Source organism: Oxynema aestuarii AP17, from assembly GCF_012295525.1.
In the GTDB taxonomy this organism is placed as follows: Bacteria; Cyanobacteriota; Cyanobacteriia; order Cyanobacteriales; family Laspinemataceae; genus Oxynema; species Oxynema aestuarii.
In genome coordinates this window covers 4,808,421-4,826,608 of the sequence record NZ_CP051167.1, presented here as the reverse complement: position 1 = coordinate 4,826,608, position 18,188 = coordinate 4,808,421, and the positions used below count along the sequence as shown (strand labels likewise).

Annotated in this window: 9 protein-coding genes; 6 read left to right on the top strand and 3 right to left on the bottom strand. The window is 54.2% G+C overall.

Features of this window, described 5'->3' with window-relative positions; translation table 11 throughout:
- Positions 1-113 precede the first annotated feature (113 nt).
- Positions 114-1,376, bottom strand: a complete 1,263-nt coding sequence (locus HCG48_RS19305) for an RNA-guided endonuclease InsQ/TnpB family protein (RefSeq protein WP_210437086.1) — start codon at positions 1,374-1,376, stop codon at positions 114-116.
- Positions 1,377-1,529: 153 nt separating this feature from the next.
- Here HCG48_RS19305 and HCG48_RS19300 point away from each other — a divergent pair, with 153 nt between their 5' ends.
- From HCG48_RS19300 to HCG48_RS19275, 6 genes are all read left to right on the top strand, one after another.
- On the top strand, positions 1,530-6,953 hold the full coding sequence (locus HCG48_RS19300) for a trifunctional serine/threonine-protein kinase/ATP-binding protein/sensor histidine kinase (protein ID WP_168570614.1): 5,424 nt from the start codon (positions 1,530-1,532) through the stop codon (positions 6,951-6,953).
- Between the two features lie 271 nt (positions 6,954-7,224).
- Positions 7,225-8,076 (top strand): hypothetical protein, encoded by an 852-nt coding sequence (locus tag HCG48_RS19295; RefSeq protein ID WP_168570613.1) that lies wholly within the window; start codon positions 7,225-7,227, stop codon positions 8,074-8,076.
- Between the two features lie 152 nt (positions 8,077-8,228).
- Complete coding sequence (locus HCG48_RS19290; protein ID WP_168570612.1) at positions 8,229-10,301, top strand: P-loop NTPase family protein; 2,073 nt, start codon at positions 8,229-8,231, stop codon at positions 10,299-10,301.
- 100 nt (positions 10,302-10,401) lie between these two features.
- Positions 10,402-12,474, top strand: a complete 2,073-nt coding sequence (locus tag HCG48_RS19285; RefSeq protein ID WP_168570611.1) for a P-loop NTPase family protein — start codon at positions 10,402-10,404, stop codon at positions 12,472-12,474.
- 71 nt (positions 12,475-12,545) lie between these two features.
- Entirely contained in the window at positions 12,546-13,427 is an 882-nt protein-coding gene (locus HCG48_RS19280; protein ID WP_168570610.1) for an ADP-ribosylglycohydrolase family protein, read from the top strand.
- A 183-nt stretch (positions 13,428-13,610) separates the two neighbouring features.
- On the top strand, positions 13,611-16,199 hold the full coding sequence (locus HCG48_RS19275) for an HD family phosphohydrolase (RefSeq protein WP_168570609.1): 2,589 nt from the start codon (positions 13,611-13,613) through the stop codon (positions 16,197-16,199).
- A gap of 20 nt (positions 16,200-16,219) precedes the next feature.
- Here the strand turns inward: HCG48_RS19275 and HCG48_RS19270 are convergent, their stop codons facing one another.
- Both HCG48_RS19270 and HCG48_RS19265 read right to left on the bottom strand, forming a co-directional pair.
- Positions 16,220-17,065 carry a carbohydrate ABC transporter permease gene (locus HCG48_RS19270; RefSeq protein ID WP_168570608.1) on the bottom strand — a complete coding sequence of 282 codons (846 nt, stop codon included), beginning with the start codon at positions 17,063-17,065 and terminating at the stop codon, positions 16,220-16,222.
- Between the two features lie 334 nt (positions 17,066-17,399).
- Complete coding sequence (locus HCG48_RS19265; protein ID WP_168570607.1) at positions 17,400-17,987, bottom strand: 5-formyltetrahydrofolate cyclo-ligase; 588 nt, start codon at positions 17,985-17,987, stop codon at positions 17,400-17,402.
- Between the last annotated feature and the right edge of the window lie 201 nt (positions 17,988-18,188).

Below are 18,188 nucleotides of genomic sequence, written 5' to 3'. Positions count from 1 at the left end.
GTTCCTCTCCAAACTGCCCCAACCGGGACGGTTGACTCCCTTCCCCCGCCCTCGGCCACTGCCAGACAAAATCGAAACAAACAGGTGACATCTTCCCGACGCTGAATCAAAGATTACAGCGCGGGCTTCCCAACCTCGCGATTGGGTATTCGGGCCCCACGCGACTTATCTAGGTCATAGACCCCCGACAGACCGACTTGACAGGCGGTTTCCGTTCCCCAGAGTCCCTGGGATACTAAATTCTCTAGTCCACGATCCAAAACCATCTCTGCTGCGGCACGATCGCGATGCGTTCGATACCCACACTCAGGACAATGATGCTCTCTGACTTCCAACCCTTTGCTGACCGTAGCAAGGCAGTTGGGGCAGGTTTGACTGGTGCCGTTGGGATTGACTTTAGCAAAGTAGACTCCTCGCTTCGAGCACACCCATTCCGTCAGAGACAGGAATTGTCCGAAGGCGGCATCAACACAATCTTTTCGCAGCATTGCTCTCGTCAACCCCGTGACGTTGAGATCTTCTGCAAAGATAGTTTGCGCCTGGTCGCAAAGCTGATGAGCCGTTTTCAGATGGAAATCTTTACGACGATTGGCAATGCGATGGTGCATTCTAGCCACTTCGACTTGTGCCTTTTCCCAGTTTTGAGAACCCTTCTGTTTTCGTGCTGCTCTGCGTTGCAGCAATTTCAGCTTGCGTTGCATCGACTTGAAAAACTTGGGTCGCTCTTGGAAAGAGCCATCGGAAGCAGTCAAGAATCGCTCCAATCCCAGGTCAATCCCGATCGCCCGACCGCGAACCGGGGCATCGGGAACCGATATATCCGATTCAATGGTGACGACGACATACCATTGTGTTCCTCGCACCCTGGACAATACCCGCACCTGTTTCACCTTGAACCCGTTAGGAATAGGGCGATGCAGGTTAATGGGTACTTCCCCGATCTTTGGCAATTTGATTGTGAAGCCATTGATGGGATTGTGCTTGAATTGGGGAAACACAAAGGATTTGAATTGACCGAACTTTTTGAAACGCGGAAATCCATGTCCCCGTTTCTGAAATACTTCCCAGGTATCGTGCAGTCTGCGAATCGTGGTCTGCAACACCTGAGAATGCACCTTGCCCAAGTGCGGGAATTGCTTCTTTGCTTTGGGCAGGTTGTTCTGCTGACGGTGGGACGGGAATGGCTTATCGGCGGGAATGATGTATTCCTTTTCCAGCGAGCATCGGTCTACCGAACACTTACGCGAAGCAATCCAGTCTTTGAGTTCGCGCAAAGCGTAGTTATATACGCCTCTGCACGTCTCAAGCCACGATCGCAGTTCAGTCTGCTGTACGACATTTGGATAGATTCGGTAAGTGTAGTTCATGGTCAGCATGGCCGGAGTTTACCAAAGGCTATAGCTCCCCGAGCCCCTCAAAAGTTAAATTTTGTCTTAGGAGAAGCGAGTACTTAAGCGAGTGTACCCCACGCGATCCTCCTAGGTCGTCGCTCTGCGTTCGCCGCCCCTTTGTGAGAGGAGAATCCCCCTATGTTCGCCCTTCCCGGCATTACGATCGGTGAGACAATTTACGAAAGTTCCCAGTCCCTCGTCTGTCGGGGCGTGCGCCATGCAGATAACCGACGGGTGATTCTCAAAATCTTGCGCTCCGAACTGCCGACCGAGGCCGAAATCACCCGCTACCAACAAGAATACGAACTCACTCGCTCCCTCGACCTCGAAGGGGTCGTCAAAGTTTACAGCTTGGAGCGCGATCGCGACCGCCCGATCGCGATCCTCGAAGACTTCGGCGGTCGCTCCCTCGATCGCCTCGCGGGCGATCGCCCCTTAAGCCTCGAACAATTCCTCCACGTCGCCGTCGAACTCACCGATACCCTCGCCCACCTCCACGCGGCCCACATCATCCACAAAAACATCACCCCGGCCAATATCGTTTTCAATCCCACCACCGGACAAGTCAAACTGATCGATTTCGGCATCGCCAGCCTCTGCACTCGGGACAACCAAGCCCTCGACAACCCCAAAGGCTTAGAAGGCACCCTCGCCTACCTTTCTCCCGAACAAACCGGACGCATGAATCGGGCGATCGACTACCGCACCGACTTCTACTCCCTCGGCGCCACCTTTTACGAACTGCTCGCCCGTCAGCCGATGTTCGACCCCCACGGCGACCCCCTCCAACTGATCCACGCCCATATTGCCAAACAACCCACCCCCCTCCACGATCTCAATCCCGATCTTCCCCGAGCCGTATGCGCGATCGTCATGAAATGCCTCGCCAAAAGTGCCGAAGACCGCTATCAAAGCGCCTGGGGCATTCACGCCGATCTGGTCATTTGCCGGATGCAACTCGAAGCCACCGGAGAAATCGAAGACCTGATTCCCGGCGAAAACGATATCTGCGATCGCTTTCAGATTCCCCAAACCGTCTACGGCAGACAAGCCGAACTGGAAACCTTACGCCAAGCCTTCGATCGCAGCGCCGCCGCCACCGAACCCGGCAGCAATCGCCACGGTATCGAACTGGCGATCGTCCGGGGAGCCTCCGGCATGGGCAAAACCTCCTTAATTCGGGAACTCTACAAACCCGTCGTCCAACGAGGCGGCTACTTCTTCTCCGGCAAATTCGACCGTCTCGGCGCCAAGCGCCCCTATCAAGCCATCATCCAAGCCTTTGACGAATCGATCGCCCAACTGCTCACCGAAAGTGCCGAAAGCCTCGAACTCTGGCGCCAAAAACTCGATGCGGCCCTGGGCGATCGTGCCAAAATCGCCGTCGAAGCCATCCCCCAACTCAAACTCATCCTCAAAAACATTCCCTCCGGCGAACGCGAAAGCGTCTCCAAAGGAGAATCGCCCCCCAACCACGACACCCCCAATCGCTTTCACCTCGTTTTTGAAAACTTGGTGCGCGTCTTCACCCAACTCAAACATCCCGTCGTCCTCTTCCTCGACGATTGGCAATGGGCCGATCCCGCCTCCTGGCACCTGATCCGAGCGATCTTAACCGCTCCGGACAGCCATTCCTTATTCGTCATTCTCGCCTGTCGCGACACCGACCCCCCCTTCGATGCCCGATGGGACGCCACCCTCGCCGAAGTGCGCCAACACGGCGTCGGCACGAACGAGATCGCCCTCGGCCCGTTGAACGACACCGCCGTGAGCGAGTGGATCGCCGATACCTTGCGCTGTTCCGTGGACACCGCCCGCCCCCTGGCGGAAGTCGTCGGCGCCAAAACCAACGGCAACCCTTTCTTTATCAAAGAATTTTTAAACTCCCTCTACGAAAACCAATCGATCGCCTTCGACTATCAGAGCATGAGTTGGCAGTGGTCTTTCGATCGCGTGCGCTCCCAAACGATCGCCGACAACCTCGTCGAACTGCTCGCCGCCAAAATTCAAACCCTCTCCCCTCACACCCAACACCTGCTCCAACGGGCCGCCTGTATCGGGACGGAATTTGACCTGTCAACCTTAGCCCGTCTTGAAAACGCTTCGCCCCCAGAAACCGCCGCCCACTTACAAGAGGCGATCGCCGCTTCCCTCATCTTTCAGTGCGGTGCCACCTATTCCCCCCTACCTCCCTCCAAACCTTCCCAAACCTCCCGAAGCCTCGACTATCAATTCGCCCACCATCGCATTCAACAAGCCGCTTATTCCCTCATTCCCGAAAGCGAACGCGCCGCCTTGCACTGGCAAATCGGCCACCTCTGGCAGCAGCAACTGGAGGAGGACGCCGAACCCGAGCGCATTTTTGCCACGGTCAATCAGTTGAATTGGGCCCGAGCCGCGATGCCGACGGATCGCGATTCTCCGGCACAGACCCTACGGGAACGCCGACCCCTCGCCGAACTCAATTACTGGGCCGGGCGCCACGCCAAAACCGCCACCGCCTACTCTCTCGGCCTCCAGTATCTGACCGCCGCCCGCGCCCTGCTACCCGCCGACCCTTGGCAAACTGATTATTCCCTCACTTTGGCCGTCTACCTCGAAGGCACCGAACTGGCTTATTTGTGCGGCGAGTTCGCCCAGATGTCCGAGTGGGCCGCTACAGTTCGCCAACAGGCCCGCTCCCCCCTCGATTGCATCCGGGTCTACGAGCTGCAAATCCGAACCCACGCCGCTCGCCAGGAATTCGCCGCCGCCGTCGCTTTGGCGTTGGAAATCCTGCAATTACTCGGGTTCCCCGTTCCCCAAGCTCGACATCCCTGGTGCTTGTGGTGGTCTTGTCTGCCCCTGGAAGCGGCTTGGCACCGCTACGGGAGCGCCGGATTGCGCGATTTCCCACCCATGAGCGACCCGCGCACGTTGGCCGCCATGCGGATTCTCGCCAGTGTCTTTCCCGCGTCCTATTTGGGGGCGAGTCAGTGGTTTCCGGCGATCGCGATCGCGCCGATTCGCCTGTCCTTGCGCTGGGGTCGCGCCCTCGAATCGGCGATCGCCTATGCCAATTACGCCACCGTGCGCTGTGCCCTGTTCCAAGACCTCCCCTCGGGCGTGCGCTGGAGTCAGCTCGCCTGTACCCTCGCCGAAGAGAGTGCCAATCCGACGGTCCTCGCCCGGGTCACTCACATCGTCCATACTTTTGTCCGTTTTTGGCACGAACCCTTACGGGATACTTTGGCTCCCCTCGCCCGCGCTCGCGCCCTCGCCCTCGACAACGGCGATTCCGAATATGCTGGGTACAGCGCTTTGATTTGGGTCGTACATGCTTATCATTGCGGTTGCGAGTTAAACCACCTGCTCGCCGAAGTCGAGGAGGCGATCGACATGGCCCGGGCGATCGCTCACGACCACGCCCGCACTTCATTGCAAGGTTATCGCCAGATAATTCTCTATTGGTTGGATCGAACGGACGAGATCGAAGCAACTGAAGCGGTCGAAGAGAGCGAAACTAACGATAAAAGGACCTTATTTTTCCCGTCGCTCAACCAAACTATCCTCGCCTATCGCTTCGGTCGTTACCAGACGGCGATCGCCCACGCCGACACCTGCCGAGCTAATTTAGATTTGGGCAGTTTTGCTCGCACGGTCTTTTATTTCTACGACTCCCTCGCCCAGTTAGCTGTCTATCCCCAAGCCGACGAGGGCGATCGCCGACAAATCCGCCGCCGGGTGAGCGCCAACCAACGGCAACTCTACCGTTGGACCCAACACAACGGCGCCAATTTTGCCCATCAGTACCACCTCGTCGAAGCCGAACGCCACCGGATCCTCGGTCGTCCTTTCGAGGCGATCGAAGCCTACGAACGGGCGATCGCCCTCGCTAAAACCCACGATTATCCCCAAGATGTCGCCCTCGCCTACGAACGGGCTGCCGAATTTTACGGCGATCTCGATCGCGAACTGTTCGCCGCCACCTATCGCGAACAAGCCCGCTCCTATTACCAACGCTGGGGCGCCACTCGCAAAGTCCGCGAGTTAGACGACACTTTCCCTGTCGGCCCGACCCCTCCCGCCACCCTGCGCTTTGGCGGCGAAACCTCCCTCGATTTAACTACCGTTATTAAAGTCTCCCAAGCCATTTCGAGCGAGATCGTCCTCGACAAGCTGCTCGCCAAATTAATGCAGAGTTTGCTCGAAAATGCCGGAGCCCGTAAAGGCTGTCTGATTTTATGTCGCGAGGATGGCTTGTTCCTCGCCGCCGAATGCGCGATCGACTTCGACGGCGTCAGGGTTCACCCCTCTAGTGCGATCGATCGCGCCGACCATCTCCCCCTGAGTGTGATTCACTACGTCGAACGCACTCTGTCCGATGTCGTCTTGAGCGATGCAAGTCGGGACGGACAATTTACTGGGGATCCCTATATCGCCGCGTGCGAACTCAAATCGGTCTTATGTACCCCGATCGTCAATGGAGGACGGGCGATCGCCATTCTCTACTTAGAAAATAACTTGACTGCAGGCGCCTTTACCCCGGACCGCCTCGAAGTCTTGCGCCTGCTCTCCGGTCAAGCCGCCATCTCGATCGACAATGCCTTGCTCTATGCCAATTTAGAAGAAAAAGTTCAAGAACGCACTCAAGAAATTAACGAGAAAAACTTGCGTCTGTCTCAAATGTTGGAAGAACTCAAACGCACTCAAGCCCAACTGATTCAAACGGAAAAAATGTCCAGTTTGGGACAGATGATCGCCGGGGTCGCCCACGAAATTAACAATCCGATCGGGTTTATTTACGGCAATGTGAACCCCGCTCGCGACTATATTGCCAATTTGGTCGAATTGATCCATTTGTACCAAAAATACTATCCCAAACCGAAGCCGGAAATAGCAGAAAAAATTGAGGAGATCGACCTCGATTTTGTGGTGGAAGATTTGCAAAACTTGATTGCTTCGATGAAATCGGGCGCCGAACGGATTCGCAATATTATTTTAGGTCTGCGTAGTTTCGCCCGACTCGACGAATCGAATGTTAAGTTGGTGGATTTGCACGAGGGGATCGAGAGTACCTTGTTGGTGCTGCAATCGCGCTTGCACGCCAACCGCCATCGCGGCGAGGTCGTGGTGGAACGGGATTACTGCGATCGCCTCCCCAAGGTGACCTGTCATGCGTCCCAAGTCAATCAAGTGTTTCTCAATATTTTGAATAACGCGATCGATGCGTTGGATTTACTCGGAACGAATTGTCCTTTACTCGATTTACCCGAGACGGACGCCCGATTTCCCCAGATTCGGATCGCGACGGAATGCGCCGACGAGGAATCGGTCGGGATTACGATCGCCGACAACGGACCGGGAATGACCCCGGAGATTCTCAATCGTATTTTCGACCCGTTTTTTACTACGAAACCCGTCGGTTCGGGAACCGGGTTGGGACTGTCTACGAGTTATCAGATTATTGTCGATCTCCACGGCGGTCGGCTCACCTGCGACTCGCAACCGGGTCGGGGAACCGCATTTAGGATCGAAATTCCTTTACAACCGAAACCGCGCGATCGCCCCCCGGAGGCTTAGATCGATGGGAATCTTTTTGAAGTTCCGGTCGCCGCTTTTTTCTTTTCCAGGACTACATCGAACCTCGTCGAAGGTCTCCGGTTCGCTCTTTTCTACGTGCTGGAAGTGAAATCTAAACTCTAAAAGCTCGACTCTAAAATTTTCTCAATCGTCTCGCCTCCCTCTAAACTAGATATGGGCGATGCTCCAAGGGAGCCGCTTCGCGAACGGGTCCCGTCTCCAAAGGAGAATCGCCCGGTTGTATTGTTGGCAGTGGGATCGAGTCGAATTCATGGACGTGCAGGAACTGAAATTTTTACTGAAGTTAATCGGGTTTACCGACGCTCGCGCGCCCATCGCGAAACTCAAACCGAATCCAGAAACGAAAGCCCCCCAACGCGATCGGATCGCCCGCCAGTTGCGCGATCGCGATCTGATCGATTATCACGAAGAAATTCTTAAATTCGCGATCGCTCCCCCCGGAAAATCCCTCTTGCAGCTCGATACCCAGATCCTGCCGATCTCCGAAGCAGAAGTGCAACTGCTGCAAGCCTGCGCCGAACACGGCATTACCCCCGCTCAAACTGGATTGGCCCTCGACCGCCGTGAGTCGGTGATTCAAAGTTTGCTCGATCGCGGTTTGATTCAGGCAGAAAAAACACAAATCAAGCAGGTCTGGCTCACCCGGCGCGGGGAAGAGTATTTGCGCGAAGAATATACTCCCAGTGGCAATACCCCGGTTCTCAGCCTCGATTTGCTGGCTAACTATTTGCGTTTTATGCGAAAATCTCTCGGGGCGTCCGGCGCGATCGCCACTCCCGGCGACCTCCCCCTCGCTACGGCAAGCGCTTCCCCACCCTTATCGGCGGAAGCCCTCACCGATGACGAGATTTTGCGCTGGATTCGAACCTTAGATCGCGAATTAGGAACGGAAAATTATCTGCCAATTTTTCAATTGCGCCAGCACTTACAACCCCCCCTCTCTCGCGAAGCCTTCGACGGCGCCCTCTATCGCCTCCAACGTAGCGATCGCATCGAACTGAGTTCTTTACAAGAAGCCAGTTCCTACACCCCCGAACAAATCGAAGGCGGGATCGCCCAAGATATCGGCGGACCGCTCTTTTTTATTATCGTCAACGGCTGAAGCGATCGGGTGCCTCCGTCTCACGAACCCGGAGATCGTGACAGTCACTCCTTCAAGCAACGTCGGTCTGTTCCCCGTCGCGATCGCCGTTTTCCCCCCGAACCTAAGTCAAACCCCTCGATCTAAATTCTAGAAACTAGAGGTCTGCAAGCGTGGCATCCATCGAACAAGTTATTCAACGCGAAACCAATCCCTTCGACGCGGAAACCTTTTGGTCCGGTAATTTTTGGCAAGAAAAACAAAATCCGACTTTTACCGTCGAATCCATCCATCAAGAAGCGGTGGAGGCGATCGACCAATTGATTCATTTAATTGCCCAAGATCGTCGCACTCGTACCATTTTGCTCGAAGGAGAAACTGGCTCGGGGAAAACCTATCTCCTCGGTCGCCTCAAACGATTTCTCAACCATAAAGCCTTTTTCGTTTACGTCGAACCGTTTACCGCCAGCGAATATATTTGGCGGCATATTTTACGCTACACCGTCGATAGCTTGCTCGAAGTTCCCGAAGGGGAAGAAGACTCTCAATTGCTGATTTGGTTGAAGGGATTGTCTCATTTCGAGCATCGCAGTATTTTAGATTTGATTCGCGGCGATCGCCAGCTTTTCATCCGTCACCTGCGCGATACTTACTCCACCGGAATTTATAACGCCAACGAGTTTTTTGGCGTCCTCTACGACCTCACTAATCCCAAACTGTCCCGACTCGCCTGCGAGTGGTTGCGCGGCGACGACCTCGACGAGGAAAGTTTGAAAATCCTGCGCGTCCAACATTCGATCGATACCGAAGATGCCGCCCAGAAAATTATGGCGAACTTCGGCAGAATTTCCGCCGAAACTAAGCCGATCGTTCTCTGTTTCGACCAATTAGATAATATCGCTCGCTTGAATGACGGCGCGATCGACTTGCAAAGTTTATTCAGTGTCAATTCGGCGATTCACAATCAAAAGTTTAAAAACTTTTTAGTTTTAATTAGTATTATTACCGATACCTGGCGGCAAAATGCATTTCGCATTCAAGCCACCGACCGCGATCGCCTCGATCGCGAAATTCAACTCAAACAAATTAATCTCTATCAAGCCGAGTCCTTGTGGGCCAGCCGCCTCTATGCCTTACACCGCAAATCGGCGACCCAACCCCCGACGAATTTATATCCCCTCGATCGCGAAATCTTAGAAGAAAAGTTTCCCGGCGGTAAAACTAGACCGAGAAATGTACTCATTTTGGGTCGCCAACTATTTCAGGATCGAAAGTTAGAATTTATGCGGCAAGACGCCGCCGCCGACGGGACGGCGATCGCCTCGATTTCGGCTTTGGCTCCAAGCACGAGTGAGCCGGACTCCGACCGCGATGATTCCCAAGTTTCTTCGCTTCCGAGTATCGACGCGATCGCTACGTTTAAATTAGTTTGGTTGAAAAAGTTTAAGCAAACCGAAAGTCGAATTACCCGGATCCGTCAGTTCTCTTCCCCCGAACTGATGGCGATGCTGGCCGAAACTTTAGATGCCCTCAATATCGCCGAAGTTCGACCGCGATTGTTGGACAGTCGCACTTATGCCAGTTATTCCCTCAGTTATCTCGATCCTCGCGGCGATCGTCGCGTTGGCGTCGTTTGGAGTGAAGATCTTAACTTGACTAAGTTTTGTAATTTGATGAAACTCTGTCAGGAAGCGATCGAACAAAAACACTGCGATTCTCTCTACCTCATTCGTGCGGAACAAATCGGCAATCCTAATAATATGGGCTATAAAATTCACGCCCAAATTTTCGCCGATCCCGCTCACCACCATCTCGTCCCCGACCTCGACTCGGTTCACTATCTCGCCACCTATCACGGCTTGGTGAACGATGCTTATTCTGGGGATTTGGTCGTCGGCGATCGCACCCCCAATATCGACGAACTCAAACAACTGATTCAGACTTCAAATCTCTTGGTCGATTGCCCCTTACTCGATGCATTGGGTGCCGTTCGTCGCCCTCTTTTAACTGAGGAAAATAAACACGAATGGCAACCGATAGAAGACTTTTTACTCAATCGCGCGATCGACCAGCAGTGTATGGCGCGTCAGCGTCTTTTACAAGAAGCCCTCGGCCAATTTAGCCGCATTGACGAAGCACAAATTAATCAGTTAATCGAACAGTTGTGCGATCGCCAAAATCCGATTGCCATACTCAATCCCCAAGCTAAATTAGACGACCAACTCGTTTATGTTATCCGCGATTGAGAAAGATTAAACCTTCCCTTTCTCGATCTTTCCCCGAATTCTCCCAATAATCGGTCACCTCCGAACTTTCGATCCCGACTCCCGAACCCGAGGCATTGCCGTGGTATCTATCGATCGCATTATTAAAGAAGCTGTCAATCCTTTCGATTCGACCACCTTCAGACCGGGTAATTTTTGGCAGGAAGAACAAGACCCTCAATTCGATGTCGATTCCATTCATTGCGACATCCTTCTAGAGGTCGAAAACTGCCTCGATTGCGTCGTTCGCGACCGCCGAACTCGCACGTTACTGTTAGCCGGGGATTCCGGTTCGGGGAAAAGTTATCTCCTCGGTCGTATTAAACGGCGCTTCAATCGGAAGGCGTTTTTTAGCTATGTCGGTCCGTGGCCCGAAAGTGATTTTATCTGGCGTCATACGTTACGCAATACGGTCGATAGTTTGATGTTCGTTCCTGAAGGGGAAAAACAATCTCAATTGTTACTTTGGATCGAACGACTTCCGGCGTTTAAGTCTCAAGGCTTGATGAAACAAGTGTTTGGGGAACGCAAGTTATTTATTCACCAGTTAAAGGGGATGTATCCTTCGGGGATTTATAATGCGAATGAGTTTTTTGGCGTTCTCTACGACTTGACCGATCCCGAACTGTATCCGATTGCCTGCGAGTGGTTGAAAGGGGACGACCTCGATGAGGAAAGTTTGAAAGCGCTTCGGGTAAAACGGGCGATCGATACGGAAGATGCAGCTCAGAAAATGCTCGCTAATTTTGGTAAAATTGCTGCAGCCACTCAGCCGATCGTTCTGTGTTTTGATAATTTGGATAATATCGATCGCGCTTTAGATGGATTTATTAATTTACAGGCATTATTTAATGTTAATTCGATCGTCCACAATCAAAAGTTAAATAATTTTTTGATTGTTATTAGTATTATTACCAATACTTGGAAACAGCATTCTAAGCGAGTGCAAGCGGCGGATCTGGCTCGGATCGATGTTAAATTACGCTTGCGACCGATCGACCTCGACCAAGCAGAAGCCCTGTTGGCAATGCGTTTGCGATCGCTGCACGCCCAGGTTGAAGATCGACCGCAATCGCCGATTTATCCGATTTTAAGAGAAGATTTGGAGGCGAAGTTTCCCGGGGGGAAAACATTACCTCGATTTGCTTTAATGTTGGGTCGCGATCGCTTTCAAGCGGCGAAAAACTGCGATCGCCCCTCTCGACAGAATTCTCGCCGCGATCGCCGGAAAACGGTCGAATCGCCCCCGGTTTCTACTTCCTCCGACCCCCTCGCCGCTTTTAAATTAGTCTGGTTGCGCGAATTCGATAAAACGCGATCGAAAATTACCCGCGTCCGCCAATTTGCCGCCCCCGAACTCATCCAAATGTTGCGCGAAGCGATGGAAGCTCTTCAAATTCGTGGTATTCAAACGAAGTTATTGCCGAGTCCGACTTATGCGAGTTATTCCCTCAGCTATCATCTCCCGGAACAACTCGGTCGCATCGGGTTGGTCTGGACGGAAGACCCCAATTTAATCGGCTTTTTTCACGTGATGAAAGCTTGCGAAAAAGCCCTCAAGCAAGGAAGGTGCAAAACGTTGTATTTAGTGCGCGCCGAACGTTTGGGAACTCGCAAAAATCAAGGAAATAAGCTCTACAGTCAGATTTTTACCGGATATCCCCACCGTCATATTTTGACGGATATGCTCTCGGTTCATTATTTGGCGACTTATCATAGTTTGGTGAATGCCGCTTGCGCCGGGGAGTTGGTCGTCGGCGATCGCACTCCTAATTTACGCCAATTACAAGCCCTCGTCCGCGAGTCGCAAGCTTTGCAGGAATGTCCGTTATTACAAACCCTCGGTCTGTTTGCTGGATATACCCGCATCATCGGCGTTACGGGAATGCCTCACAAGCAGTTGGGGACTCCAGAACAAGATCGAAAACTCGATCGCCAAGTGAAAGAGTTTTTACTGGCGTTGGTGAAAACTCAGCAAATTATGGGACGTCATATTCTGTTGCAAAATGCGCTGGATCAGTTCCCGGAAGCTGACGAATATCGGGTGGATCGCTCGATCGAGCAATTGTGTCGCGAGAATGAAGTTTTAATCTTAGATGAAAGTGTCCCCCCGCGCGCTCAACTCCTCTGTGTTTTAGATGTTTTTAAACGATAGATATCGCTTTTAGATTTTAGATTTCTGATTAATTTCTCGCGACTTTCGACTCTTGACTTTTCCCTACCTCGATGCACTATTCTCTGCTCGGCCACTTTGAAGGTACTCTACTCGCCGCCCGTTTTGGAGAGCAATTGGCTCGCACTGGTGGCAGTTGTGCTCGTCAGCATTTCAGCGAAATGGCTGTAGCGACAACGCGGCATTTGATTCGTGAAGGGGGCTTGAATTTGGAATCCTGGGAACGCGAGATCGCTTCGTTCGATCGCCCTCCCTCTTCCCTCGCGATCGCCTCCTTCGTTCCCCTCTCGCTCTATTTTCACGAAGACGATCTCTTATTGAATCGGGCTTTATATCATATTATTGATATTTTGTCAATCCCTCCGACGATCGCGAGTGGGTTGGCAGGGGTGGCGCGCGCGATCGCCCGTGGGTTGCGAGAACCGCTCGATCTCGACCGGGAGCTCGGCGACCCGTTCGGCGATGGTGACGACGGCGATGGGGCGATCGCTGCGGGGTTTGAGGGGGTGGTTGCAGCGTCGAGGAAGGGCGCCAGTTGGGAGAGCTGCCAACGGCAAATGTCTGGATGGCCCGCTTTGCCAACGTCCGAGGAGAATCGGGTACTGCGGGCGATCGCCCGAGCCTGGTTCTGTTTTTGCAGCACGCCCCAAGATCTGCGACTGTCGCTGTTACGGGCGGCGCGATCGCCACAAGACCCGGTTTTGACCGCCTTTATTGCGGGGAGTCTCTCCGGAGCTTACAACGGCAGCGAAGGCATTCCCCTGGGATGGCAACGCCCCGGCGACCCCCTAGGAGGGGACGGTTTTCTCGACCTCAAATCCTGCGCCCGCGAGTTGTTAGAAGCTTGGTCTGGGGTTTACGATCTACAACAGACCCCCAAAACCGCAGGCGCTTTTCTGGCAGTGGCGCCCCCGAAGGGTCTTCGACCCCGTTAACTCGTCGTTGGCAGCAGCACGAAACGTTGACCCCCGAGTTTTTGCTCCAAACCCCCAGGCGATCGGCGATCCCCGCGTAAAGCGATCGGGGGGGTTGGGGGTTTGACCCACCTTCTATAATGGTGCCTATGTTGGCCATGCCTTCTCAAGCACCGTTCATTTAGTCTGTAATAGGCACGACGGATGAAATCTATTCACTCGCTGACACGGCAACTCGAACAATGGCGGCGAGGGTTGTCCGCTAATGCTAGGCACGCTCTATCCAGTCTGCGCGGTAGGGAAACGGGATCGAATCGAGAAGGTTCGACCCTCGAGCGGGGGACGATCGCCCCCGACCCCTCCCTGACGTCCGCCACCGAGTCTCCCCTGTGGAAGCAAAGAATGGGACGTCGCCTCAACCGCACGGGACACTCTCCACTGTCGATGGTGTTGGCGGTCGCCTGTTTGACGGCGGTTTTCGGCCATCGTTTTTACAATCAACCCCAACTCGATGTCGGGACCGTCGCTCCCCAAACCTTTGTCGCTCCAGAAGCGGCCCGCGTCGAGGATACCCAAACCACTCAAAAAAATCGAGAAGCCGCTCGCAGTGGCGCCACGGCGATCTTGACCATCGATCGCCCGGTCAACCAGCAGATCGAGAAAGTTTTAGACGGCGTTTTGGCTCACGGCGATCGCCTGCGCGAACTCTCCGGCGGCTTTCCCTTCCTCGATCCGGAGATTTTATCCCCCACGGTACAGCAATATCTCAGAGAAGCTCAAGCCTGGGAATTGCGGGCGGTTTTGGCCGCCGCCGCCGAAGGGCAACCCCTCGACAATCTGCCCCCGGCAGTCGGCAGCGCGATCGCCCCGTCTCCGGAACCCGTCCCGACTCAGACCCCCGGCGCCAGCGACCCCCCCCGCGCCGTTTGGGCCGTCGAACGGGGCTTGTTAACCCCCCAAGGTCAGCAAGCCGTCGCCGAAGTCCAGCAGTATCGCGAAAATAACAGCCCCGAAGCGTTTTCCGCCCTGGTCGAGGCGATCGCCGACGCCCGCCAAGCCTACGCCACGGCGATCGGCGCCTTAGTCAAAGACTCCAATTCTTCCTTGCACGGTATTTACGATCCGAGCTTGTTCCAACTCGACGATCGCACCTGGGAGGCTACTAAGGAAAGCATTAAAATCGCCTTGCGGCGAATGCTCGCTCAAGGAATCCCCCCGGGATTGCCGAAAAACTTACTGCAAAACGCCGTGGCCATGCAAGTTAAAAGCGTGGTTCCCCAAAAGGCCGAACCGTTGGCCACCGATCTCCTCCTCGCCGTCGTTCAACCCAACCTCAAGGAAGACCGCGAACGCACCCAAAAACACGCCGAACGGGCGGCTCAAGAAGTGAAACCCGTTTTCGTCACTGTCAACCAAGGGGATGTTATCGTCCGCGAGGGAGAAGTGATTTCTCACGCTCAATTTATCCTGCTCGATCGCTTCGATCTCAGTCGCCGCGAAATTGACCGATCCGGACTCGCGGGCTTCGGTCTGGCGGTCAGTATCGCCGTAGCCCTGTTTTGGCTCGTCGAACGACGCTCCCAACCGAAGTTGAGACGGCGCGATCGCGTCTTGGTTCTCTTACTCAGTCTCACCGCCCCGAGTTTGATCTTATTGGGAATTCCGTTTACGAGCTTGAGCGCGATCGGCTTGCTGTTAGGCAGTTTCTACGGTTCTCGTTTGGGCGCTACCACCGTCACGTTGCTCTCGGTCCTCTTACCCATCGGAACCGCCATCCCTTTGACTCACTTGATTGCCAGTGGCGCCGGAGGCGTGGTCGGCGCGATCGCCGCCGGAAGACTGCGATCGCGCGAAGAACTCGCCCTCTTAGGCGGTTTCGTCGGCCTCACCCAGGGCTTGGTCTACCCGATCGTCACCCTCATCCTCACCGCCTCTACTGGGCCGGTCGGTTACGCAATTCTCGGCGAAGCCGGACTGCAAGCCCTCTCCGGCGTCGCCTGGAGTATCGTCGCCCTCGGCTTGAGTCCCTATCTCGAACATGTTTTCGACCTGATTACTCCGATCCGCCTCGCCGAACTGGCCAACCCCAACCGCCCCCTATTAAAACGATTGGCGGCTGAAGCCCCCGGTACGTTCCAACACACCATGTTCGTCGCTACCCTCGCCGAAGCCGCAGCGAAAGAACTCGGCTGCAATGTCGAACTGGTCCGCACCGGAACCCTCTATCACGATATCGGCAAAATGCACGACGCCCTCGGCTTTATCGAAAACCAAATGGGCGGACCGAACAAACACGACGAAATTAACGACCCTTGGATCAGTGCCGAGATTATTAAGAAGCACGTGACCGAAGGATTGGTGATGGCGCGCAAGTGCCGTTTGCCCAAAGCGATTCAAGCGTTTATTCCCGAACATCAAGGGACGATGGCGATCGCCTATTTCTATCACCAAGCCAAACAACGCGCCGAACAACAGGGGTTACCCCCGGTCGGCGAACAAGCGTTTCGCTACGACGGTCCGATCCCTCAATCTCGCGAAACCGGGATCGTCATGCTCGCCGATTCCTGCGAAGCGGCTTTGCGATCCCTCGACGAGGCGACTCCCGAACAAGCTTTGAATATGGTCAATAAGATTCTTAAAGCTCGTTGGAATGACGATCAATTGGTCGATTCCGGTCTCACTCGCGAGGAAATGCCCAAAATTGCCGAAATCTTCGTGCGGGTCTGGCAGCAGTACAATCACAAACGGATTGCTTATCCGAAGGCGGCGATCGCCTCTGGGAAAAGAACTTGAGCGAAAAGAGTCTCTTCCAGTCATCCCTTCACCCCACTGCCGACATCGGTGGTGACGATATAACGCTGTAACCCTACAAAGATCGCGAAAACGGGTGCGACGGACAGGATCGATCCCGCCGCGATCGCCCGCCAATCTAGGGAAAATGTCCCTTCTAATTTCGCTACTCCCAGGGGGAGGGTGTAGAATTCTTCGGCATCAATGACGATTAACGGCCATAGAAAATCACTCCACGACCCGATAAATACGAATAGTCCCAGGGTGACCAGCGCCGGACGTACCGCAGGCAGCATGATATGCCACCAAATCCCTAATTCGGAACAGCCGTCGATCCGCGCCGCTTCTTCTAACTCTTCGGGAACTCCTTGAAAGGCTTGTCGCAACAGGAAAATCCCGAACGCCGACGCTAGGGACGGGAAAATGATTCCTAAATAGGTGTTTTTCAAGCCGAGTTGTACGGTCAAGATATATAAGGGAATCATTGAAATTTGAAAGGGAATGGCGATCGTGGCCACGATCGCGCTGAAAATGGCTTGCCGTCCCCGAAATTGCAAGCGCGCTAGGGGATATGCCGCTAAGGAGCAAAATAAGAGATTCAAGCTCACGGTCAGCACCGCGACGATCGTGCTGTTGAGCAGGTAGCGCCCGAAGGGATGGGTCTGCCAGACTTTGACGAAATTCGCCAAGGTCGGCTGTTCGGGAATCAGTTGCGGCGGAAATGCAAAGATATTTTCACTCGGCGATTTGAGGGCGGTACTCAGCAGCCACAGCAAGGGGAGTAACATCACGATCGCGATCGCGCTCAGAAGCGCGTAAGTTCCGAGGATTTGCCATTTGCTTTTGGCGCTCACTTTGGATCGGGTCATAGACAGTAACGGGAACAACTATCCGGTCGGATCGGATCCTAGCCTGTTTCGATCGCCCCTGGGCCGCTTCCCGCCGCCCCGGGCTTGGATTTCACGATCGATCGCCTCCGTAACTGGCGCGATCGATCGCGTTTTGAGTCTCTATTCATTCACTTAACGATCGCATTCTTTACTTCAGTTTTTATGTAAATAAATGTTAAAAAGGTATTGCACTGACGAATTTTTCCTTTATTATAGTAATTGTATTTTTTTCTCTTGATTCCTATGTTTCATGGGAGTTGAGGCGCGACGGACAATAGTCCGTCGCGCGGCGATCGGGGGGTAGATCGGGAATCTAGCCGATGCCCCGGAACTGCTTCTCGCTACAAACCCCCTGGAGGGGAAGATCCCAAGCTTCTATCGGTAACTCGGGAAAAATAGCGAAATCGAAGACGATCGCGATCGTCGGTTTTTGTTGCCATCGAGGATCGGCGAGCAAGCGATCGTAAAAACCGCCGCCATATCCCAAGCGATAACCGCGTTCGTCGCAGGCCACCGCCGGAACCAAAATCAGATCCACCTCTTCCGGGGCGATCGCCGCCGCCTCGGCGGAAGGTTCGAGAATGCCGTAAGCGCCGCGATCGAGCCGATCGCCCGGTTGGTAGTGGTGCCAGTGGAGCGATCGCCCCACGCAGCGCGGAAAGCCCCAGCGCCGCCCCCGATCGGCAAACAGGGGGCTTAAATCCGGTTCTTGGCGAAAGCTGAAATAGCCCAGAACCGTCCGAGCTTCGGCGAAGACGGGAGAGCGCGCCAGACGATCGCACAGGAGTTCGCTGCGATCGCGCCACTGCTGGCGGTCGATCGATCGTCGTCGGTCGAGCAGCGATCGCCGCAATTGGGATTTCCTCTCGGCGATCGGTTGAGGTAAAGCGTTTTGACTCATGATTCCAAATCTTCGAGATCTCTGCGATTTCCAGATTTCAGATTGTAGGAGATCGGCCCTAGCTTCTGCCGCGATTCGGTTAAATTCAGACTCAAATTCCAACAAAATTCAAAGCCGCGCGATCGCCCAGTTCACGCCAGATCGGTTAACCTGTATAAAGTTCGGCAATTGACGCCAATGGAGTTAAAAAATTCTCCCTCT

Bases quoted from the DNA above. Each gene is read 5' to 3' on its own strand.
- HCG48_RS19305 (WP_210437086.1), bottom strand. From the start codon at position 1,376: ATGCTGACCATGAACTACACTTACCGAATCTATCCAAATGTCGTACAG.
- HCG48_RS19300 (WP_168570614.1), top strand. From the start codon at position 1,530: ATGTTCGCCCTTCCCGGCATTACGATCGGTGAGACAATTTACGAAAGT.
- HCG48_RS19295 (WP_168570613.1), top strand. From the start codon at position 7,225: ATGGACGTGCAGGAACTGAAATTTTTACTGAAGTTAATCGGGTTTACC.
- HCG48_RS19280 (WP_168570610.1), top strand. From the start codon at position 12,546: ATGCACTATTCTCTGCTCGGCCACTTTGAAGGTACTCTACTCGCCGCC.
- HCG48_RS19275 (WP_168570609.1), top strand. From the start codon at position 13,611: ATGAAATCTATTCACTCGCTGACACGGCAACTCGAACAATGGCGGCGA.
- HCG48_RS19270 (WP_168570608.1), bottom strand. From the start codon at position 17,065: ATGACCCGATCCAAAGTGAGCGCCAAAAGCAAATGGCAAATCCTCGGA.
- HCG48_RS19265 (WP_168570607.1), bottom strand. From the start codon at position 17,987: ATGAGTCAAAACGCTTTACCTCAACCGATCGCCGAGAGGAAATCCCAA.